Source organism: Dietzia lutea, from assembly GCF_003096075.1.
GTDB classification, from domain to species: Bacteria; Actinomycetota; Actinomycetes; order Mycobacteriales; family Mycobacteriaceae; genus Dietzia; species Dietzia lutea.
The window spans coordinates 811,927-831,809 of the sequence record NZ_CP015449.1 but is presented as its reverse complement, the minus strand read 5'-3'; the positions used below and the strand labels follow the sequence as shown (position 1 = coordinate 831,809).

General features: G+C 71.0%; 17 protein-coding genes. 12 read left to right on the top strand and 5 right to left on the bottom strand.

Annotation, left to right across the window (positions count from 1 at the left end; genetic code table 11):
• Nucleotides 1-7 precede the first annotated feature (7 nt).
• Genes A6035_RS03740 through A6035_RS03730 form a run of 3 tightly spaced genes read left to right on the top strand, consistent with a single transcriptional unit; the run spans nt 8 to nt 4,244 of the window.
• Entirely contained in the window at nt 8-1,264 is a 1,257-nt protein-coding gene (locus A6035_RS03740) for a HEAT repeat domain-containing protein (RefSeq protein ID WP_108846675.1), read from the top strand.
• On the top strand, nt 1,261-2,703 hold the full coding sequence (locus A6035_RS03735; protein WP_108846674.1) for a glycosyltransferase family 2 protein: 1,443 nt from the start codon (nt 1,261-1,263) through the stop codon (nt 2,701-2,703). The genes A6035_RS03740 and A6035_RS03735 overlap by 4 nt, the downstream gene beginning before the upstream one ends.
• The gene (locus tag A6035_RS03730; RefSeq protein WP_108846673.1) at nt 2,700-4,244 is read left to right on the top strand and encodes a sensor histidine kinase; all 1,545 of its coding nucleotides are present in this window, start codon (nt 2,700-2,702) and stop codon (nt 4,242-4,244) included. Before A6035_RS03735 ends, A6035_RS03730 begins: the two co-directional genes overlap by 4 nt.
• 6 nt (nt 4,245-4,250) lie before the next feature.
• Here A6035_RS03730 and A6035_RS03725 read toward each other — a convergent pair whose 3' ends face one another.
• The 3 genes from A6035_RS03725 to A6035_RS03715 all read right to left on the bottom strand — a co-directional run bounded on the left by A6035_RS03725 (nt 4,251) and on the right by A6035_RS03715 (nt 8,462).
• Nucleotides 4,251-5,711 (bottom strand): aldehyde dehydrogenase family protein, encoded by a 1,461-nt coding sequence (locus A6035_RS03725; RefSeq protein WP_108846672.1) that lies wholly within the window; start codon nt 5,709-5,711, stop codon nt 4,251-4,253.
• Nucleotides 5,712-5,746: 35 nt separating this feature from the next.
• On the bottom strand, nt 5,747-7,351 hold the full coding sequence (locus A6035_RS03720; protein WP_200836297.1) for an acyl-CoA synthetase: 1,605 nt from the start codon (nt 7,349-7,351) through the stop codon (nt 5,747-5,749).
• 76 nt (nt 7,352-7,427) lie between these two features.
• A complete protein-coding gene (locus A6035_RS03715) occupies nt 7,428-8,462 on the bottom strand; it encodes an LLM class F420-dependent oxidoreductase (protein WP_108846671.1) in 1,035 nt (344 codons plus the stop codon).
• 104 nt (nt 8,463-8,566) lie between these two features.
• Here A6035_RS03715 and A6035_RS03710 point away from each other — a divergent pair, with 104 nt between their 5' ends.
• Genes A6035_RS03710 through A6035_RS03690 form a run of 5 tightly spaced genes read left to right on the top strand, consistent with a single transcriptional unit; the run spans nt 8,567 to nt 13,299 of the window.
• Entirely contained in the window at nt 8,567-9,592 is a 1,026-nt protein-coding gene (locus tag A6035_RS03710) for a Zn-ribbon domain-containing OB-fold protein (protein WP_235026549.1), read from the top strand.
• A 12-nt stretch (nt 9,593-9,604) separates the two neighbouring features.
• Nucleotides 9,605-10,666 carry a thiolase domain-containing protein gene (locus tag A6035_RS03705; protein WP_108846669.1) on the top strand — a complete coding sequence of 354 codons (1,062 nt, stop codon included), beginning with the start codon at nt 9,605-9,607 and terminating at the stop codon, nt 10,664-10,666.
• Nucleotides 10,663-11,877 (top strand): thiolase domain-containing protein, encoded by a 1,215-nt coding sequence (locus A6035_RS03700; protein WP_108846668.1) that lies wholly within the window; start codon nt 10,663-10,665, stop codon nt 11,875-11,877. Before A6035_RS03705 ends, A6035_RS03700 begins: the two co-directional genes overlap by 4 nt.
• On the top strand, nt 11,874-12,392 hold the full coding sequence (locus tag A6035_RS03695; protein WP_108846667.1) for a nuclear transport factor 2 family protein: 519 nt from the start codon (nt 11,874-11,876) through the stop codon (nt 12,390-12,392). The genes A6035_RS03700 and A6035_RS03695 overlap by 4 nt, the downstream gene beginning before the upstream one ends.
• A 1-nt stretch (nt 12,393) precedes the next feature.
• Complete coding sequence (locus A6035_RS03690) at nt 12,394-13,299, top strand: TIGR03619 family F420-dependent LLM class oxidoreductase (protein ID WP_200836383.1); 906 nt, start codon at nt 12,394-12,396, stop codon at nt 13,297-13,299.
• Nucleotides 13,300-13,355: 56 nt separating this feature from the next.
• Here the strand turns inward: A6035_RS03690 and A6035_RS03685 are convergent, their stop codons facing one another.
• Nucleotides 13,356-14,390 (bottom strand): alpha/beta fold hydrolase, encoded by a 1,035-nt coding sequence (locus tag A6035_RS03685; protein WP_108846666.1) that lies wholly within the window; start codon nt 14,388-14,390, stop codon nt 13,356-13,358.
• Between the two features lie 222 nt (nt 14,391-14,612).
• Nucleotides 14,613-15,857 (bottom strand): cytochrome P450, encoded by a 1,245-nt coding sequence (locus tag A6035_RS03680; RefSeq protein WP_108846665.1) that lies wholly within the window; start codon nt 15,855-15,857, stop codon nt 14,613-14,615.
• 234 nt (nt 15,858-16,091) lie between these two features.
• Between A6035_RS03680 and A6035_RS03675 the strand changes: the two genes are divergently transcribed.
• The 4 genes from A6035_RS03675 to A6035_RS03660 all read left to right on the top strand — a co-directional run bounded on the left by A6035_RS03675 (nt 16,092) and on the right by A6035_RS03660 (nt 19,880).
• Complete coding sequence (locus tag A6035_RS03675) at nt 16,092-17,258, top strand: steroid 3-ketoacyl-CoA thiolase (RefSeq protein WP_108846664.1); 1,167 nt, start codon at nt 16,092-16,094, stop codon at nt 17,256-17,258.
• Nucleotide 17,259: 1 nt separating this feature from the next.
• Entirely contained in the window at nt 17,260-17,844 is a 585-nt protein-coding gene (locus tag A6035_RS03670) for a GNAT family N-acetyltransferase (RefSeq protein WP_108846663.1), read from the top strand.
• Nucleotides 17,845-17,915: 71 nt separating this feature from the next.
• Nucleotides 17,916-18,368, top strand: coding sequence for a nitroreductase family deazaflavin-dependent oxidoreductase (locus A6035_RS03665; RefSeq protein ID WP_279629905.1), 453 nt, complete (start codon nt 17,916-17,918; stop codon nt 18,366-18,368).
• Nucleotides 18,369-18,521: 153 nt separating this feature from the next.
• The gene (locus A6035_RS03660; protein ID WP_108846662.1) at nt 18,522-19,880 is read left to right on the top strand and encodes a hypothetical protein; all 1,359 of its coding nucleotides are present in this window, start codon (nt 18,522-18,524) and stop codon (nt 19,878-19,880) included.
• Nucleotides 19,881-19,883 lie beyond the last annotated feature (3 nt).

The following is a 19,883-nucleotide window of genomic DNA, read 5'->3' as shown; positions in this document are numbered from 1 at the left end:
CCCCACCGTGCTGGCCTCCTACGACGACCCCTCGCCCTCCCTGCTCGACGACCTCGCGCCCGAGGTCGCCTCGGGCGTCCTCACGGCCTCCCTGTGGATCCTCATCGCCGCGATCGGCGTGCTCGTGGTGGTGATGATCTGGGCGCACGTCGCCCGGGTCAGCCGCGGTCGCCGCATCGAGCGCATCCTCGAACCGCTCCGCCCGCGCCTGCTGGCGCTCGCCGCCGACGAGGAGCCCGACGGCGAGGCGCCCGGGAAACTCGGCAGGCGCCGCGAGCGGGTCGTCGACCGGGCCGTCCTCGACCTGCTCGGGAAGGTCCGCGGCGGGGCCGCCACCGCGCTGGTCGACATCCTCGACCGGCACGGCACCGTCGACGGCGCCCTCCGCGGCGTCCGCTCGTGGTCCGCCACGACCCGTGCCCGCTCCGCCCAGGTCCTCGGCGCGACCCGGCGCACCGAGTACTCCCCCGTGCTGGCCGGCATGCTCTCCGACCGCGACCGGGCCGTGCGCTCGACCGCGGTCCGCGCCCTCGGGGTCCTCGGCGACGCCACCTACGCCGACGCCGTACTCCGAGCGGTCCGCGAGGTCAACGGCCTGTCCGGCGTCCCCGCCTACGTCGCCGCCGACGCGCTGCTCGCCATGGGCGACGACGTCCGCGAGGCGGTCCGGCGCGGGCTCGACGACCCGGACCCCGGCGTGCGGTACGTCGCCGCCACCGTCGCCTCGCGCGGGGGCATGGCCTCGCTGCTGCCCAGGGTCCTCCAACTGTTCCGCACCGACCGGGACGAGCGGGTCCGCGCCGCGGCCGCGCGCACGCTCGGGGTGATCGGAGACGCCCGCGTCATCGACGATCTCGGTCGCGCACTGGCACCCCGCGAACCGGCGGCCGTCCGACTGGCCGCCGCCACGGCCCTCGGAGAACTCGGTGCCCCGGCAGGCGTCCCGCTTCTGCGCTCGGTGCTGACCGACGGCGACCGCCGCCTCGCCGAGGTGGCCGCCGGAGCCCTGGCCTCACTCGGCCGGACCGGCCGCGAGGTCCTCGTCGAGACCCTGCGGCAGGGCGTGATCCCGCCGGAGATCTCCGTCCGCGACACCGCGGCCACGTCACCCGCCGACCTCGCGGCCCTCGCCTCGCTCGGCGCCGTCACCGCCCTCGGCATCCGCGATCGCCGGCCGGACCTCTACGAGATGGCCACAGCCGCGCGGCGGGCCGCCGAGCCCGCCCCGGCACACGCCCCACAGGACGAGGAGCCCACCCCGTGATCGAGACCCTCCGGGTGGTGATCGCGACGCTGCTCGACGTGATCGCCTGGCCGATCCTCCTCTACTTCCTGCTCATCAACTCCTCGTACCTGGTGCTCGTGATCGCCGCGGCCGTCGACTTCCGCGGAACGCGACGTCGTCGTCGTCACTCCGGTCGTGTCGAACGGCTCGGCAGCCACACCGCGCCGGGGGTCTCGGTCGTCGTCCCCGCCTACAACGAGGAGGCCGGCGTCGTCGAGGCCGCCAGGTCCCTGCTCGGCCTCCGGTACCACCGCCACGAGGTCATCGTCGTCAACGACGGCTCCTCCGACGACACCCTCCGCGTCCTCATCGAGGCGTTCGACCTGGTCCGCGCCGACCGCGAGGTGCCCTACGAGATCCCCACCCGGCAGACCCCCCGCGGCATCTACGTCCCCCGCGACGGCTACACCCGCCTCACGGTCATCGACAAAGCCAACTCCGGCCGCTCCGACTCGGTCAACGTCGGCATCAACACCTCCGTCGAGGACCTCATCATCTGCGTCGACGGTGACTCCCTGCTCGACCCCGACGCCCTGCTCATCGTCACCGAGCCCTTCGCCGACGACCCGCTGCGCACCGCCGCGACCGGCGGCGTCGTCCGGGTCGCCAACGGGTGCACCATCCGCTCCGGGCAGGTCATCGACGTCCGGATGTCCCGCAACGTGCTCGCCCAGATCCAGGCGCTCGAGTACCTGCGCTCGTTCTTCCTCGGCCGCTCCGGATGGTCCAAGCTCCGCGCCCTCATCCTCATCTCCGGAGCCTTCGGCTGCTTCCGCCGCGACCTGCTGGTGGAGGTCGGCGGCCTCGATCCCGACTCCATCGGCGAGGACTTCGAGCTCGTCATGCGCATCCACCGACTGCTGCGCGAGCGCGGCCAGGAGTACAGCGTCACCTTCGTGCCCGAGCCGGTGTGCTGGACCGAGGTGCCCGAGACGCTGCCGGTGCTGCGCAAGCAGCGGGCCCGGTGGCACCGGGGACTGTGGGAGACCCTCGTCAAACACCGCGTCATGTTCGGCAACCCCCGGTACGGACGGGCCGGGGTCCTGGCCGTGCCCTACTACTGGGCCTTCGAACTGTTCGCCCCGCTCATCGAGGCCGTCGGCCTCGTCCTCATGGTCCTCGGATTCGCCCTCGGCCTGGTCAACCCCACCACGTTCTGGCTGTTCCTGGCGGTCGCCTACGGGTACGCGATCGTCGTGGCGCTGGCGGCCGCCGCCGTCGACGAGGTGTACTTCTCGCGCTACTACCGTTTCGGCAGCCTCCTCTCCCTGATCAGCTCGGCGGTCCTCGAGAACATCGGCTACCGCCAGCTCCACGTGGTGTGGCGACTGCGCGGCTGGTGGCAGGCGCTCCGCGGCACCGAGCAGCACTGGGGCGTCATGACGCGCCGCGGTTTCACCACTGAGAAGGTGTCATGAGCCCGCGCGAGAAGCAGGCGCCCGAGGTCTCGCGGATCCTGCGCGACAAGAGCCGCCAGATGCTGATCCTCGTCGTGGTGGTGGCGCTGCTGGGGCCGCTGATGCTGCTCCTCCAGTACCAGCTCTCGCAGCGCACCAGCACCGTCTACACGCCGGTCGTCGACACCACGAGCCGACTGGTGATCGCGATGCGGTGGGCCCAGTCCGACCTGCGGATGGATCGCGTCTACGACGTGCCGGGAGCGGAAGACCGACTGCGGGCGCTCAAAGCCGATTCCGACGAGGCGCTCGCCGAGTTGGACCGGCTGGTCGGCGACGACACCGAGTTCACGCCCGCCCTGGCCAGGCTGACCGCCTCGTCCGCGAGCTGGTGGTCGTACGCCGACTCGATCGTGGGGATGGCGGAGGGGTACCCGGCCGCCGACGATCCGACCGGCCGCGCGCGATTCGTCAGCGCGCTGGCCGACTTCTCCGAGATGATCGCGTCTGCTGACTCCCTCCACACCCTCGCCAGCGACAAGCGCGTCGAGGTACGCAGGCTGCGGACCTGGGTGTTGGTCGGCGGGTCGGCGGCGGCCTTCGCGGTGACCCTCGCCGCCGCCCTCGCCATCGTCCGCGGGACCCGTCGTACAGCCGAGGAGATCGTCGACCCCATCGAGGAACTGGCCGCCGTGGCCCGGCTCGACACGGTGGGCGGCCGGGGCACCCGGGCGCGCACCGACGACGGGCCGGCCGAGGTACGCGCGCTGGCCGAGGCCTTCAACACCCTGCTCGACACGCGGGACGACTATGAGGCCGGGCGCGAGGAGCAGCTCAGCAGGCTCGAGGAGTTGGACCGGCAGAAAGACGCCTTCGTCTCCACGGTGAGTCACGAGCTGCGCACTCCGCTGGCGTCGATCGTGGGCTACACGGAGATGCTCTGCGACGGTGACGGCGGCGAGCTGACGAGCGCGCAGCACCGCCTGGTCGGTGTGGTCCAACGCAACGCCGACCGCCTGCGGGGCCTCATCGAGGACCTGTTGATCCTCAGCCGCATCGAGGCGCAGAGCTTCGACATCGCCCACGAGCGGCTGAGCCTGGGCGAGGTGGTGGGGAACGTGACCGAGTCACTGCAGCCCGCGGCCGACCGCGCGGGCCTCGCGCTGGTCGAGCAGGTCGAGCCGGCCGAGGTCATCGGTGACGCCCTCCAGCTGGAGCGGGCCGTGACCAACCTCGTCAGCAACGCGATCAAGTTCACGCCCGAGGGTGGATCGGTCACGGTGGGCCTGGCCGTCGACGAGCACGTCGCCACTGTCACGGTCGCGGACACGGGCATCGGCATCCCCGAGGCCGAACAGGAACACCTCGGCACCCGGTTCTTCCGGTCGAGCACCGCCCAGCAGCGCTCGATCCCCGGGACCGGCCTGGGGGTGAGCATCGTGCAGGCGATCGCCGACGCGCACGGCGGCGGCCTCGACTTCGACTCGGTGGAGGGCGAGGGCACCACGTTCCGGCTCACGGTCCCCCTGTGGAGCGCCGGCGCCGCGTCGCCCACCCCCTGAGCCGGGCTACAACCGCAGACGCGTCCGCGCCCGCATCGCGCCGAGGTACGCCGAGGCGAGCCGCTTCTTGCCCCGTGTGAACGGCGGCACCATGAGCTGCGAGACGTCGGCGTCGAACGAGTGCAGCGCCACCGCCCGCTCGTGTGTGAACGTTCGGAACCCGTAGTGGCCGTGGTAGCCACCCATGCCCGAGTTGCCGACGCCGCCGAAGGGGATGGCTGAGGAGGCCATCCCGATCCCGAAGTCGTTGCCGTAGATGGTGCCGGAGCGGGTCCGGTCGGCGACCACCTCGAAGCGCTCGTTCTTCTCCCCGTACCAGTACAACACCAGTGGGCTGGGTCGGTCGGTGACGTACCGGATCGCGTCGTCGAGCGTGTCGTAGGGGAAGACGGTGAGGACCGGGCCGAACACCTCGTCGGAGTCGATCTCCATGTCGGGCGTGACGCCGGTGAGCAGGGTCGGCGCGATCTTGCGGGTCACCGGGTCGGGCAGCCGCTCGGCCGCCGGTGCGGCGTCGCGTCGGCGCGCGCCCTTGGCGACGGCGTCGTCGATGAGCCCGACGATCCGCTCGTAGTTCGAGTCGTTGACGATGGCGGTGTACTCGGGGTTGCCGACGATGGCGGGAAGGGTGGTGCGCCACTGGTCGAGGACGGTGTCGCAGAACGTGTCGAGGCGGTCTCGCGGCACGAACACGTAGTCGGGGCACATGCACACCTGACCGCCGTTGACCATGCGGGCCGAGGCGATGCTGCGGGCGGCGCGGTCGATGTCGGCACCGGAGTCCACCACCACCGGGTTCTTGCCGCCGAGTTCGAGCGTCACCGGGGTGAGGTTCTCGGCGGCGTCCCTGGCGACGGACTTCCCGACGCCTGGCGATCCGGTGAAGAACAGGTGGTCGAAGGCCAGGGTGGAGAAGTCCGAGCCGCGGCCGTGCTCCGGGCCGGCGACGGCGAGCTCGTCCACGGCGAAGTACTCGGGCGCGCGCTGGCACAGCACCTCGGTGGTGCGCGCGGTGACGGAGGACGGCCGCATCATCACCCGGTTGCCGGCGCCGAGGGCGGACCCGGCGGGGACGATCGTCAGGTACAGCGGGAAGTTCCAGGGCCCGATGATGCCGACGACGCCCTTGGGGTCGTGGCGGACCTGCTGCGTGAAGCCGACCGCCTCGAGGGCCCGCGAGACGCGGGTGGGTCTCATCCACTTCCGCACGTGGGCGCGCTGGTGGTCGAGGTCCGGGATGGAGGACGCGATGTCGGTGAGGGTGGAGAACGTCTCCGGCCGGGAGCCGTAGTCCTCGCGCATCGCCTCCGTGAGCTCGGCGGCGTTGTCCAGGACGAGCTGCTTGAGCCGCTGGATCCGGTCGCGGCGGACCGCCGCGCCGGGCTGCGGGTCGGCGAGGAACGCCTGGCGCTGCCGCTCGAGGATCTGGGCGAGGGTGAGATCGCGGGCGGTGGGAGTGCTGGTCATCCGTCCAGCCTAGGGCCCGCCGCCCGCGCGGCCCCCTACTTCGCGTCCGCCCAGTAGGGGTCCTTGAGCGTGCGCTTCATGAGCTTGCCGTTGGCCTGGCGCGGCAGTTCCTCCACCACGTCGATGGACCGCGGCATCTTGTACTTGGCCAGCCGCGCGGCCAGGTCCTCCAGGATCTGCGACTTGAGCTCCTCGGATTCGGTGTAGCCGTCGGCCAGCTCGACGACGGCCTTGACCTCCTCGCCCCAGTCGGGGTGCGGGATGCCGAACACGGCCACGTCGCGCACGGCGTCGTGCCGCGTCATCTCGGACTCGATCTCGGCGGGGTAGATGTTCACGCCGCCGGAGATGATCATGTCGTTCTTGCGGTCGCACAGGAACAGGTAGCCGTCGGAGTCGACGTAGCCGATGTCGCCCATGGTGAACAGCTCGCCGACGTAGGTCTTGGCCGTCTTCTCGGCATCCTGGTGGTACTCGAACTTCGAGCCGTGCATCTGCAGGTACACGTTGCCGGTCTCGCCGGTGGGCACCTCGTTGCCCTCGTCGTCGAGGATCTTCAGGGTGGTGGTCTTCCACGGCCGCCCGACGCTGCCGGGCTTGCGCAGCCACTCCTCGCCGGTGATGGTGCAGCCGCCGCCCTCGGTGCCGGCGTAGTACTCGGTGAGCACCGGGCCCCACCAGTCGAGCATGGCCTGCTTGACGTGCTTGGGGCACGGGGCGGCGCCGTGGACGATGGTGCGCAGGCTGGACACGTCGTACTTCGCGCGGACCTCCTCGGGCAGCTCGAGCAGCCGCGAGAACTGCGTGGGGACCATGTGGGACTGGGTGACGCCGTGCGCGTCGATGAGCCGCAGCATCTCCTCGGGCGTCCACTTGTCCATCAGCACGACTGTCTGGCCGAGGTTGAGCGAGATGGTGACGAAGTTGAGCACGGCCGTGTGGTACAGCGGCGAGCCACAGATGTGGACGTTGTCCGGGGCCTCGATGCCGAACCCGGCGAAGAAGTAGTAGTTGGGAACCGTGACCTGGTCCGGAGAGGCGCCGGTGAGGGGTCGGCGGACGCCCTTGGGGCGACCGGTGGTGCCCGAGGTGTAGAGCATCGGGGCACCGAGGGTGCGTGACGACGGCAAGGGGTCCGACCCCCGCGCCGGGGCGGTGAGCTCGGGGAGCGGGCGGAATCCGGGCACGGCCCCGATCGCGAAGCAGCGGTCCGGGTCGAGCCCGGCCTCGGAGGCGGCGGCGGTCGCGACGTCGGCGAACCGGGTGTCCGCGATGAACACCGTCGATCCCGAGTTCTCGAGGATGTACGCCACCTCGGGGCCGGTGAGGTGCCAGTTCGCCGGGGCCACGTAGAGCCCGATCTCCATGGCCGCGTAGTACACCTGCAGGAACTCGATGCTGTTGGGGGCGAGCAGGACGATGCAGGCCCCGGTCTCCAGCCCTAGCTCGCGCAGCCCGCGCGCGTAGCCGTGGGCGGTGTCGGCGAGTTCCCCGTAGGTCACCGTGCGTCCGGACGCCTCGATCACCGCGGTCCGGCCCGGCTCGGCCTCGGCGATCCGGTAGACGCTGGTCACGTTCTCGCCGGTCCGCGGGTCGAGGACGCCGGCGTCGGACGGAACGGTGGGTGTGGGTGCGCTCATGCGGGTCATGGTAGAACGCGTTCTACGTATCCGACAGGGGTTCCTGGCGACGAGCACGCCCCTGCCGCAGCCCGGCCTAGTCGATGAGCTGCGCGATCTGCTCGACCTGCTCGACCGTGCGCGCGGTGACGACGAGCATCGTGATGCCGGCGGCCTCCCACTCGGCGACCTGCGACCGCACGGAGGCGAGGTCGCCGATGATCGCGGTGGCCTCGATCATCTCGTCGGGCACCGCGGCGGCGGCCTCGCCCTTACGCCCGGAGCGGAACAGCTCGGTGATGCGGTCCACCTCGGCGTCGAAGCCCATGCGCCGCAGGGCCTCGGCGTGGAAGTTCTTGTCCTCGGCGCCCATCCCGCCGGCGTACAGCGCGGTGGTCGGCTTGTACGCGTCGAGGACGCCGCGCCGGTCGTCGGTGATGTGCAGCTGGCAGAGGAAGGCCACCTCGAAGTCCTCGCGGGTGCGGCGGGCGCCGGGCCGGGCGAAGCCCTCGTCGAGCCAGGAGTTGAACTCGGACGCCGTCCGCGGGGAGGCGAGGAAGCCCAGCCACCCGTCGGCGATCTCGGCGGCCAGCGCGACGTTCTTCGGGCCCTCGGCGCCCAGCCAGATGGGCACGTCCTCGCGCAGCGGGTGGACGATGGACTTGAGCGGCTTGCCGAACCCGGACGCGTCGGGCCCGGAGTAGGGCAGCGCGTACGCGGGGCCGTCGGAGGTCACGGGCGCCTCGCGGGCCAGGACCTTGCGGATGATGTCGACGTACTCGCGGGTCCGGGCGAGCGGCTTGGCGAACGGCTGCCCGTACCAGCCCTCGACGACCTGCGGTCCGGAGACTCCCAGGCCGAGCGCGAAGCGTCCGCCGGAGAGGTGGTCGAGGGTCATGGTGCTCATGGCGGTGGCCGTGGGCGTGCGGGCGGACAGCTGCACCACGGCGGTGGAGAGGCGGATGCGCTCGGTGAGCGACCCGTACCAGGCCAGCGGGGTGAACGCGTCCGATCCCCAGGCCTCCGCGGTGAAGACGGTGTCGAAGCCGGCCCTGTCCGCGGCCACCACGAGGTCGGCGTGGTTGGCGGGCGGCTGCGCGCCCCAGTATCCGAGCTGCAAGGCGAATTTCATGGGCATCAGTGTGGCCCACGTCGCCGCGCCGCGGGTGCGCGCACGGGGAAATCGGGCGCGGGGAAACCCACACAGCGAGCGGTGGAACGTGTTCTACTTGGCTCGTGACATCCAGAGAGATCGTTGTCGATATCACCCCGCCCTCGGAGCCCGTGCTCTCGGCCGGCCTCGCCCCGTCGTTCGACTACACCCGGTCCACCGGGCCGGTGCTGGGAGCGTTCTTCACGGGCCTACGCGAGCGACGCCTGGTCGGTAACCGCGATTCGCGCGGGACCGTGCACCTGCCGCCGGTCGAGTACGACCCCCACACGCGGGAGGCCCTCACGGAGACGGTCGAGGTCGGCTCGGGTGACGGGATCGAAGGCCTCGTCGTCGCATGGTCCTGGGTCCCGTCCCCCACCGACGTCAACCCGCTCGACTCCCCGTTCGCCTGGGTACTCGTGCGGTTCGACGGCGCGGACACCGCCATGCTCCTCCCGCTGGCCGCCGACGGCCCCGACGCGGTGAGCACCGGGATGCGCGTGCACCTGCGGTGGTCCGCCGAGCGGACCGGGACCGTCCACGACATCGCGTGCGTGGTCCCGGCCGACGCCGCGGGTGACGCGGCCGGGAACGGCGACGACGACGAGGCCCCGCGGTCGCACGACGAGCCGGTCACCGGCGTGGTGACGCCGATCGGCCTGTCGGTCACCCACACGGCCGGACCCGCGGAGAGCGAGTTCCTCCGCGCGATCGTGCAGGGCCGGATGCTCGGGCGGCGCCGCTCCAACGGTCCCGAGGTCTACGTCCCGCCCCGCGACTACTGCCCGTCGGACGGCGTGGCGATGGGCGAGTACGTCGAGGTCTCCGACGTCGGCACGGTCACCACCTTCGGCATCGTCAACGTGCCGTTCGCGGGGCAGCAGATCACGCCCCCGTACGTCACCGCGTACATCCTCCTCGACGGCTCGGACGTGCCCATCCAGCACCTCGTGCTGGGCTGCGAGGCGTCCGAGGTCCGGATGGGGATGCGCGTGCGCGCGGTCTGGAACCCGGAGGAGGAGCGGCCCGCCTCGATGAAGGCGATCGCCCACTTCGAGCCGACCGGCGATCCCGACGCCGATCCCGCCACGTACTCCAAGCACCTGTAGAGGACACCACCCGTGACCCCCAACGCACCCCGGGACGTGGCCGTCGTCGGTTTCGCCCACGCCCGCCACACCGAGTCCACCTTCGGCACCACCAACGGCGTCGAGATGCTCGCGCCGGTCTTCGCCGAGTGCTACCAGCAGACCGGCCTCGACCGCACCGACATCGACTTCTGGTGCTCCGGCTCGTCGGACTACCTGGCCGGCCGCGCCTTCTCCTTCATCTCCGCGGTCGACTCGATCGGCGCGGTCCCGCCGATCGCCGAGTCGCACGTCGAGATGGACGCCGCCTGGGCGTTCTTCGAGGCCTACCTCAAGATCGCCACCGGCCAGGCCGACACGGCCCTGGTCTACGGCTTCGGCAAGGCCTCGGCCAGCGCCGACCTCGACACCGCGCTGGCGCTGCAGCTCGACCCGTACACGGTCGCCCCGCTGTGGCCGGGCCGCCACCACATCGCGGGTCTGCAGGCCCGCGCCGGCATCGACGCCGGCTGCTGGTCGGAGTCCGACATGGCCGCCGTCGCCGCCCGCGCGACCGGCCGCGAGGTCTCCGACCTGCTCGGCGAGCCGTACGTCGCCGACCCGCTGCGCCGCCACGACTGCCCGCCGGTGACCGACGGCGCCGGCGCGATCATCCTCGCCTCCGGCGGCCGGGCCCGCGAGCTGGTCGACACCCCGGCCTACGTCGCCGGCATCGAGCACATCGCCGACTCCGCCGAATTCGGCGCCCGCGACCTCACGGACTCCCCGTCCGCGCGGGCCGCCGCCGTGCGCGCGACCGGCGCGTCCGGCGACCGCCCCGACCTCGGCGGCGTCACGGTCGCCGAGCTGCACACCCAGTACACGCACCAGGAGCTGCTCCTGCGCGCGGCGCTGGGCATCTCCGACGACGTGGCCGTCACCCCGTCCGGTGGCTCGCTCGTCGCCGACCCGCTGTTCTCCGCCGGTCTCGAGCGCATCGGCTACGCCGCCCACAGCATCTGGGAGGGCCGCTCCGAGCGCGCCCTCGCCCACGCCACCAGTGGTCACCTGCTGCAGCAGAACCTCGTCTGCCTCCTGGAAGGACGCCCCGCATGAGCGCCCCCGCCTCCGGAACCCACGGCTCTGGAACCCACGGCTCCGGTCTGCCCGCCGCCGTCCTCGGCACCGGCCAGACGCACCACGTCGCCCGCCGCACCGACGTCTCCATGGCCGGCCTGTGCCGCGAGGCCATCGACGCCGCCATGGCCGACGCCGGGGTCGGCTGGGACGACATCGACGCGGTGATCGTCGGCAAGGCCCCCGACCTCTTCGAGGGCGTCATGATGCCCGAGCTCATGATGGCCGACTCCCTCGGCGCGGTCGGCAAGCCGCTCCTGCGCGTGCACACCGCCGGCTCCGTCGGCGGCTCCACGGCCGTCGTGGCCGCCTCCCACGTCCAGTCCGGCCGCTACCGCCGGGTCCTGGCCGTGGCGTGGGAGAAGCAGTCCGAGTCCAACGCCATGTGGGCGCTGAGCCTGCCCGTGCCGTTCACCGCGCCCGTCGGCGCCGGTGCCGGCGGCTACTTCGCCCCGCACGTGCGCTCCTACATCCGCACCACCGGCGCCCCCGAGCACGTCGGCGCGATGGTCGCGGTCAAGGACCGGCTCAACGGCTCGGTCAACCCGCACGCGCACCTCAAGCAGCCCGACATCACGGTCGACAAGGTGCTCGCCGGGCAGATGCTGTGGGACCCGATCCGCTACGACGAGACCTGCCCGTCCTCCGACGGCGCGTGCGCGATCGTGATCGGCGACGCCGAGGCCGCCGAGGCCGTGGAGGCCTCCGGCCGGCAGGTCGCCTGGGTCCACGCCACCGCCCTGCGCACCGAGCCGGGCACCTTCTCCGGCCGCAACTACAAGAACCCGCAGGCCGGCCGCGACGCCGCCGCCGCGCTGTGGGCCGAGGCCGGGATCACCGACCCCGCCGAGGAGATCGACGCCGCCGAGATCTACGTGCCGTTCTCGTGGTTCGAGCCCATGTGGCTGGAGAACCTGGGCTTCTGCGCCGAGGGCGAGGGCTGGAAGATGACCGAGTCCGGGGCCACCGCCCGCGACGGCTCGCTGCCCGTCAACCCGTCCGGCGGCGTGCTGTGCTCCAACCCCATCGGCGCCTCCGGCATGCTGCGCTTCGCCGAGGCCGCCCGCCAGGTGATGAACCGCGCCGACGACCACCAGATCCCCGGCGCCCGCAAGGCCCTCGGCCACGCGTACGGCGGCGGATCGCAGTACTTCTCCATGTGGGTCGTGGGAACGGAGCGCAAGGCGTGAGCAACCCCTATCTGGATGAGACGGGCCAGTACCGGCCCCTGGAGATGAGTGATGCCGCGCTGGCGAGTCCCGCCTACGCCGCCGCCCGCCGCTCATGGGCCGCGACCAACGCCGGCGACCGCGACGCCTGGATCGCCGGGTGGTCCCCCGAGGGCACCATCGAGGATCCCGTGGGTCCCTCGATGTTCGACGCCGAGGGCATCGGTCACACCGGCACCGAGCGGCTCCTGGAGTTCTGGGAGAAGGCCGTGGCCACCCCGGACCACATCGAGTTCCGCTTCGACCGCGGGATCGCCGTCGGAGACGAGCTGCTCTGCATCGGTACGATGCGCACCCATATGGGGGACACCATCATGGAGATCGATATCGCCGTGGACTACCGCGTCGACGCCGACGGTCGCCTGATCTCCCTCCGCGCGTTCTGGGAACAGGATGTCGCCATGGCCTCTGGACTGCGGCCACTCACTGATGCCGACAGAGCGGCCATCGCCGGTGCCGCCAAGAAGGGCGAATGACATGAGCCGTGTAGCCGACGTGGAGTTCTCCGTTCCCGTCTCCTTCTCCCCCGTCGATCAGTACATCGACATCGCGCGCGGCGCCGAGGCGGCCGGTTTCGACCGGATCGTCCTGCCGGACTCGCTGTTCCATCCCCGCCGCCAGGACGAGGACTACCCGTACACGCCCGACGGCTCGCGCATGTGGGACGAGAACACCGAGTGGGTCGAACCGCTCATCGCCTCCGCCGCCATGGGCGGAGCCACCTCGACCATCCGGTTCTGCCCGCAGGTGCTCAAGGTCGGCCCGCGCAATCCGCTGCTGCTCACGCGGCAGGTGGCCTCCGTCGCGCTGATGACCGGGAACAGGCTGGACCTGGGCGTGGGCATCGGCTGGGACCCCAACGAGTTCGAGTGGTGCGGCGCGCCGTTCAAGGGCCGCGGCAAGCGTGTCGACGAGTCGCTGGCGATCATGCGCGAGGGCCTGCGCGGTGAGTGGATGGAGTTCCACGGGAACCACTTCGACTTCGACGAGCTGATCTTCACGCCGGCCCCGTCCGAGCAGGTGCCGTTCTACGTCGGCGGCCACACGGAGATCGCGCTCAAGCGGGCCGCGCGCGTGGGCCAGGGCTGGACCAGCGCCATGATGAAGTACGACGAGATCGTGGCCACGGTCACCCGGTTGGGCGAGCTCCTCGAGGCCGACGGGCGCTCGCTCGCCGACCGCGGCGACGGCAAGCCCTTCGCCATCCAGGTGGTCTGCCTGGACCGCTTCGGCTCGAAGGGCTTCGCGGAGCTGGCGGACGCGGGGGTCACCGACATCATCGTGCTGCCGTGGATGATCGAGGGCCTCGGCTACGACGCCACGGCCCAGCAGAAGATCGAGTCCCTCGCCCGCTTCGGCGAGAAGTATGGCCTCACCGGCTGAGCCGCCCGGGCCCGGGCCCCGCGCCGCTCGCGCTGCGCTCCCGCCCGCGCCGCGACTCAGCCGGGCACGTGCGCGGCGATGTCCTCCAGGCTCGCCAGGAGTTCGCGGTGCGTGTCCTCGGTCGCCTCAAGGTGCATGAGGTGTCCCGCGGGCGAGGAGATCGCGCGCACCATGCGCACGTCGTCGTGGTACCGCCCGAGCTTGGACAGCGGGTCCCGCCCGTGGAAGCCCTCGAGGTCGGGGTCGTGCTCGGAGTAGAGGAAGTAGTACGGCACGGGATTGGTCTGCCGCTCGAACTCCTTGCGCGCGCGCCAGCTCACGTCCATCGCGCGGTACCACTGCAGCGGTCCGGCGAATCCGGTGCGCGTGTACTCGGCCTCGTAGGTGTCCATCTCCTCGACCGACAGCCACGGCCACGGCAGCGGCGGCGCCTCGGGCAGCGCCTCGAGGTACGTCGACCCCGGCGGGTGCTGCCACACGTCGAGGTAGTGGTAGTCGGCGGACAGGGCCCAGAAGACCCGCGTGAGGAACTCCCGCTCGTGGCCCGCGAGATCGGCCTCGGCGACGCCGGGCTGGGCGAAGTAGTGCAGGTGCAGGAAGTGCTTCGTGGCGATCATCGCCGAGCCCTCCAGGGGCGGGATCGATCCGGCGGTGCTCATGAACGGGTTCTCCATGCCGATCACCGCGCGGACCCGGCCGGGCTCGAGGTAGCAGGTGTCGTAGGCGACGCCCGCGCCGAAGTCGAAGCCGACCAGCACCACCCGGTCGGCGCTCTCGGCGTCGCAGACGGCCACGACGTCGTCGACGACCTCCCTCGGCGCGTACGCCTCCACGTCCGCGGGAGCGTCGGACCCGCCCATCCCCCGCAGGTCGGGGGCGATCACGCGCCATCCCGCGGCGGCCAGGACGGGGATAAGCCGGTGCCAGGTGAACCAGAAGTGCGGGAACCCGTGCAGCAGCACCACGGTCCCGGGCCCGTCGCCGGCGGGCGCGTCCGCGTCCGCCGGCGCGGGCGCGGGGGCGGGGGCGGGTTCGGCGACGACATAGTGCAGTCGGACGCCGTCGTGGTCGAGGTGGCGGTGGTCGAGCATGGGATCACCTTGCCTGGTCGGGTGGTGGGCGGTCGCGGTTTCGGGTGATCGGTGCGGCCCGGCGCCGTGCGGTCCGGCGCCGCGCGATCCGCGGGCAACGACGGCGACGACGAGGCCCGCCCGGGGAACACGTCAGCCCCGGCCCGGCCTTCGGAACAGGCGGGACCGGGGCTGCTCGGCCACGGCCGTGAGCGCGGCCGCGGGCGCGGGTGCGGCGTCAGCTCAGTGCATGACCGGGCACTTGAAGTCGACCTTCCAGTCCTGGATGGCGTTGAGCCAGCCGGAGCGCAACCGGGTCGAGTCACCCATCGAAGTGATGTCCGGCATGTGGTCGGCGATCGCGTTGAAGATCAGCTCGATCTGCAGCTTCGCGAGATTCGCGCCGATGCAGTAGTGCGGGCCGTTGCCACCGAACGTCAGGTGCGGGTTGGGGTCCCGCTTGATGTTGAAGGTGAACGGGTCCTCGAAGACGTCCTCGTCGAAGTTCGCCGAGCCGTACATGATGGCGGCGCGGTCCCCCTTCTTCATGGTGACGCCGCCGATCTCGACGTCCTCGGTCGCGGTGCGCTGGAAGGAGCTGATCGGCGAGGCCCACCGCAGGATCTCGTCGTAGGTCGTCTCGGGACGCTCGGCCTTGAACAGCTCCCACTGCTCGGGATTGTCCAGGAACGCGATCATGCCGTGGGTGGTGGCGTTGCGGGTGGTCTCGTTGCCGGCCACGGCCAGAAGCACCACGAACCAGCCGAACTCATCCGAGGTGAGCTTCTCGCCGTCGAGATCGGCCTGGATCAGCTTGGTGACCAGGTCATCCCGCGGGTCGGCCTCCCGCTTGGTGGCCAGCTCCTGCGCGTACGACAGGACCATGGCGTTGGCCATCTGCGACTCCTCGACCTTGCCGGGGACGTCGTAGCTGGTCATCTGGTTGGACCACTCGAAGATCTGGTGCCGGTCCTCCAGCGGGATGCCGATGAGCTCGGCAATCGCCTGCAGCGGCAGCTCGGAGGCGACGTCGACGATGAAGTCGCCGGTGCCCTTCGCGGCCGCGGTCTGGACGATGTTCCGCGCCTTCTCCGTGAGGTTCTCGCGCATCTTCTCGATATTGCGCGGCGTGAAGCCCTTGGAGATGATTCGCCGGTACTTCTTGTGCTCCTCACCGTCCTGGTTGATGAACAGCAGGCGGGTGAGCTCGACGATCTCCCGCTCGGTGCCGGGGGCGAAGCGCGGGATCGCGGTGTTCTCCCAGGTCGAGAAGACCTCGTTGGTGCGGCGCGAGATCTCCTTGACGTCCTCGTGCTTGGTGACGACCCAGTAGCCGTCGTCGTCGAATCCGTCGGCCCCGGGTTCCTTCGCGCACCACCAGATCGGCTCGGTGCGGCGGAGATACGCCCACTCGGGATGCGGCAGGCGCTTCTCGTAGAGCTCCGGATCCGTGAAGTCGAACCCCTCGGGAATGGTGACTGGCTGCACTGGCACTCCTTGACCACGTCTGGTTGCGTCGCGCGCTCGTCCACAGCACCGGGGCTGATGTCCCCTCCCCCGGCTGTAATCTAGAACACGTTACAGGCACCATACTGGAACCCGTTCGCTCGTGGGCCACCGTTCTTTCGGTCTTTTCACGGCCCCCGGCGCCCGGACTGGACCCGCCACCACAATCGCGTAAACTAGAACTCGTTCTAACCTTGCTTCAGAAGGAGCGCCCCCATGGGAAACCCCGTCATCGTCGAGGCCGTCCGGACCCCGATCGGCAAAGCTCGCGGCGCCCTGTCGGGCCTGCACCCCGCGCACCTGCTGGGCGCCTCCCAGAAGGAGGTCATCCGCCGGGCCGGCATCGACGCCTCGCTCGTCGAGCAGGTCGTCGGCGGATGCGTGACCCAGGCCGGAGCCCAGGGCAACAACGTCACCCGCGGCGCGTGGCTGGCGTCCGGCCTGCCCTGGCAGACGGCGTGCACGACCATCGACTGCCAGTGCTCGTCAGCCCAGCAGGCCAACCACTTCATCGCCAACCTCATCCACGCCGGTGCGATGGACGTCGGCATCGCCTGTGGCGTGGAGTCGATGAGCTGGCTGTCGCTGCGCGCGGCGGTGGGCAACGGCGAGAACGGCATGCCACGGCCGGACGACTGGGAGATCGACCTGCCGGACCAGTTCACCGCCGCCGACCGCATCGCCAATCGCCGCGGACTGAGCCGCGCCGACCTCGAGGAGCTGGGCGTCCGTTCCCAGGCCAATGCGAAGCGCGCGTGGGAAGAGGGCCGTTTCGATCGTGAGACCTTCGCCGTCGACGCCCCCGAGCGCCTCAAGGACGGCACCTACACCGGCGAGACGGTGACCGTCACCCGCGACCAGGGCCTGCGCGACACCACCGCCGAGGCCCTCGCGGGCCTCAAGCCCGTCATCGAGGGCGGAATGCACACGGCCGGCACCTCCAGCCAGATGTCCGACGGCTCGGCCGCGGTCCTGCTCATGGACGAGGACGTGGCGAAGGCGCACGGGCTCAAGCCCCGCGCCCGGATCGTCCACCAGGCCCTCGTCGGCGGCGAGCCGGAGTACCACCTCGACGGGCCGGTCCAGGCCACGCAGCGCGTGCTCGACCGCTCCGGGATGTCGATCGCGGACTTCGATCTCTTCGAATGCAACGAGGCGTTCGCCTCCGTGCTTCTAAGCTGGGCGCAGGTGCACGGGCCCGACATGGACAAGGTCAACGTCAACGGCGGTGCGATCGCGATCGGCCACCCCGTCGGCAGCACCGGGTCGCGGCTCATCACCACCGCCCTGCACGAGCTCGAGCGCACGGACGGCGAACGCGCCCTCATCACGATGTGCGCGGGCGGCGCCCAGGCGTCGGCGAGCATCATCGAGAGGATCTGACATGAGCGACGTCATCGAGATGGCGGCGAGCCGGCGGCGGGAGATCTTCGCCGCGGTCTCGTCGGCCGCCGGCCCCGACGACGCGGTGGGGGCGATCGCGAGCCTGCTGTCCGTGTCCGCCGACGAGGCGCGACAGGTCCTCAAGGCCCCCCTCGAGGCGTTCACCGGTTCCGCGACCGGCGCGCCCGCCGGGGACGTCGGGCAGGGGTTCGCGCTCCGCCCGTTCACCGAGTCCGAGGACCACACCGCGCTGTATCACTCCCGCTCGTCGGACGAGACGTCCGCCACCGGCGGCACCTGGGACCGCGAGAAGACCGAGCAGGAGCTCCGGGACGGCCTGGACCGCGTCGAGGCGGAGTCCGCGATGTGGTTCGTCGCCGTCGACACCGCGCGCGACGCTCTGGTCGGACTCGTCTTCGGCGAGCAGATCGACGAGGGCGACGTGGACGTGGCGATCTGGATCCGCCCCGAGGAGCGCAAGAAGGGCTATGGAATGGCCGCCCTCAAGGAGAGCCGCCGCGAGCTCGCGGCGTTCTTCCCGGGCAAGCACGTAATCGTGCGCGCCCCCCTGGCCGGTAGCCGGTGAGCGGAGCCGATCCGCGGCCCGAGACGGGCGTCGACGACCCACGGCGTGGTGCGCCGTGGGTCGTCGGCGTCATCAAGGTGATGTCGCGCGTCAACACCTGGGCGTACCGGGTCTCGGGCGGACGCCTCGGCGGATCCTGGCGAGTCGGCTCGGCGCTCCGGACCCCGGTGCCCGTGTGCCTGCTGACGACGACCGGCCGCAGATCCGGTGAGCCGCGGACCGTTCCGTTGCTCCACTTCCCCGACGGCGACCGGGTCCTCCTGGTCGCCTCGCAGGGCGGGCTGCCCAAACACCCGCAGTGGTATCTCAACGTGCTCGCGGACCCGGCAGTCACCGTCCAGGTGGGTCGCCGCCGTCGATCGATGACGGCGAGGGAGGCCACCCCGGCCGAGCGTGCGGAGTTGTGGCCGCGGCTCGTCGAGCGGTACGCCGACTTTGCTGAGTATCAGGCAAACACGAGCAGGGTTATACCTGTGGTGATCTGTGAGCCGACGGGGGATCCGCAGTCCGGCCGTAGTGGCTGACAGGTCGTCCCCTTGCCCGTCAGCGGTGTGACCGTCGTCAACACGTCGTTACGCTGCCGCCGCCGACGCCATTGACAAATCTTCACCCTCAGAGGATTCTTACGTGATGATGGGCACAACAGTGGCTCGATAGCGACGAGAGGATTCACTTACATGAAGAATTTGACCAGGGCCGCCGCGGCCGTCGCTACGGCGGCCCTCGCCATGTCCGGTGCCGCCGGTGTCGCCAACGCTCAGTCTGGAGATTTCGAGATCCCCGTTCTGGCTGGCCTGCAGTCGTCAGACGTGACGATTCCCGGCTCGACGGACCCGTTCCCGAGCTCGGCAGGCCTGATCCCCGGCTCCGCTGGTGTAGTTCCCGAAGGCTCCGCCGGTGGAATCGGCGAAGGCTCTACCGAGCTCGGCGGCTCCGCAGATATCAGTGGCTCCGCAGGCACCATTGCCGACGGCATCGCCGGATCCGTCGAGGGCGGCTCCCTCACTCCCGTAATCGGCAATGTCGCCGGCTCGGTCGAGGCCATCACCGGCTCGGTTTACACCAGCGGCGGCTCGACCGGCGCCTTCACCGAGGCCCTCACCGGCTCCATCGACAACACCGGCTCCGCCACCGCGATCACCGGGGCCATCGCTGACGCCATCGGCAACGGCGGTTCGCTCGCGGGCGTTCTCGCGGGCATAGAGGGCTCTATCGGTGACGGTGGCTCGGCCGGCGACATCACCACCGGCGTCGGCGGCTCCCTGACGGACATCGGCGAGGGCATCACCGGCTCGCTCGGTTCGTCCGGCGACATCACGGATCCCGTTGGCGGCTCGCTCGGCGACATCGGTCTCGCGATCTCCGGCTCGATCGAGGGCGGCGGCTCCCTCGAAGCCATCACCGACGAGACCGCGGGTTCGATCGGCAACGTCTCGGGGTCGCTGACCGACCCGACCACCGGCGTCCTCGGCTCCCTCACCGGCGGCCTGATCACCCAGAACATCTCGGGCTCGATCGGCATGGTCTCCAACTCGGTCGCCGGCCCCGACACCGGGCTGCTCGGCTCGGTCACCGGCAACGGTGGCTCGACCGGCCAGAGCTCGGACGCGATCACCACGATCACCAGCGACAGTGCCAACACGGTTGTCGGTTCGTCGCGGGATCTGACCGAGGTCAACGGTTCACTCACCGCGTTCACCGGCTCCCTTGAGAACGGTTCGCTCCAGGGCACGGCCTCCGCCGACAACGGCTCGCTGCGGGCCACGGCGTCGACCAACGCCGGCTCCGACGTCGCCATCGATGCCTCGATGGAGTCGGTCACCAGCGTCGAGTCGAGTGTCGGCGGCGGCCTGCTGCCGATTCTGTCCCTCGGCGGTGCGGCCGCCCTCGGCGGCGCGGCCGTCGGTGCCGCCGCGGGCGCCAACGTCCAGCTTCCGCCGCTGCCGGGCTTCCCGCTGTGCGACCTGCCGCAGGCGCAGCTCGACCAGCTGGCCGGCGCCGGTTCTGTCGATGCGCAGAACTGCCCGCGTCCCTGACCT

Coding starts and splice junctions, on each gene's coding strand:
- A6035_RS03690 (WP_200836383.1), top strand. CDS start 12,394: ATGAGCCGTGTAGCCGACGTGGAGTTCTCCGTTCCCGTCTCCTTCTCC.
- A6035_RS03715 (WP_108846671.1), bottom strand. CDS start 8,462: ATGAAATTCGCCTTGCAGCTCGGATACTGGGGCGCGCAGCCGCCCGCC.
- A6035_RS03660 (WP_108846662.1), top strand. CDS start 18,522: ATGAAGAATTTGACCAGGGCCGCCGCGGCCGTCGCTACGGCGGCCCTC.
- A6035_RS03670 (WP_108846663.1), top strand. CDS start 17,260: ATGAGCGACGTCATCGAGATGGCGGCGAGCCGGCGGCGGGAGATCTTC.
- A6035_RS03685 (WP_108846666.1), bottom strand. CDS start 14,390: ATGCTCGACCACCGCCACCTCGACCACGACGGCGTCCGACTGCACTAT.
- A6035_RS03720 (WP_200836297.1), bottom strand. CDS start 7,351: ATGAGCGCACCCACACCCACCGTTCCGTCCGACGCCGGCGTCCTCGAC.
- A6035_RS03700 (WP_108846668.1), top strand. CDS start 10,663: ATGAGCGCCCCCGCCTCCGGAACCCACGGCTCTGGAACCCACGGCTCC.
- A6035_RS03730 (WP_108846673.1), top strand. CDS start 2,700: ATGAGCCCGCGCGAGAAGCAGGCGCCCGAGGTCTCGCGGATCCTGCGC.
- A6035_RS03725 (WP_108846672.1), bottom strand. CDS start 5,711: ATGACCAGCACTCCCACCGCCCGCGATCTCACCCTCGCCCAGATCCTC.
- A6035_RS03675 (WP_108846664.1), top strand. CDS start 16,092: ATGGGAAACCCCGTCATCGTCGAGGCCGTCCGGACCCCGATCGGCAAA.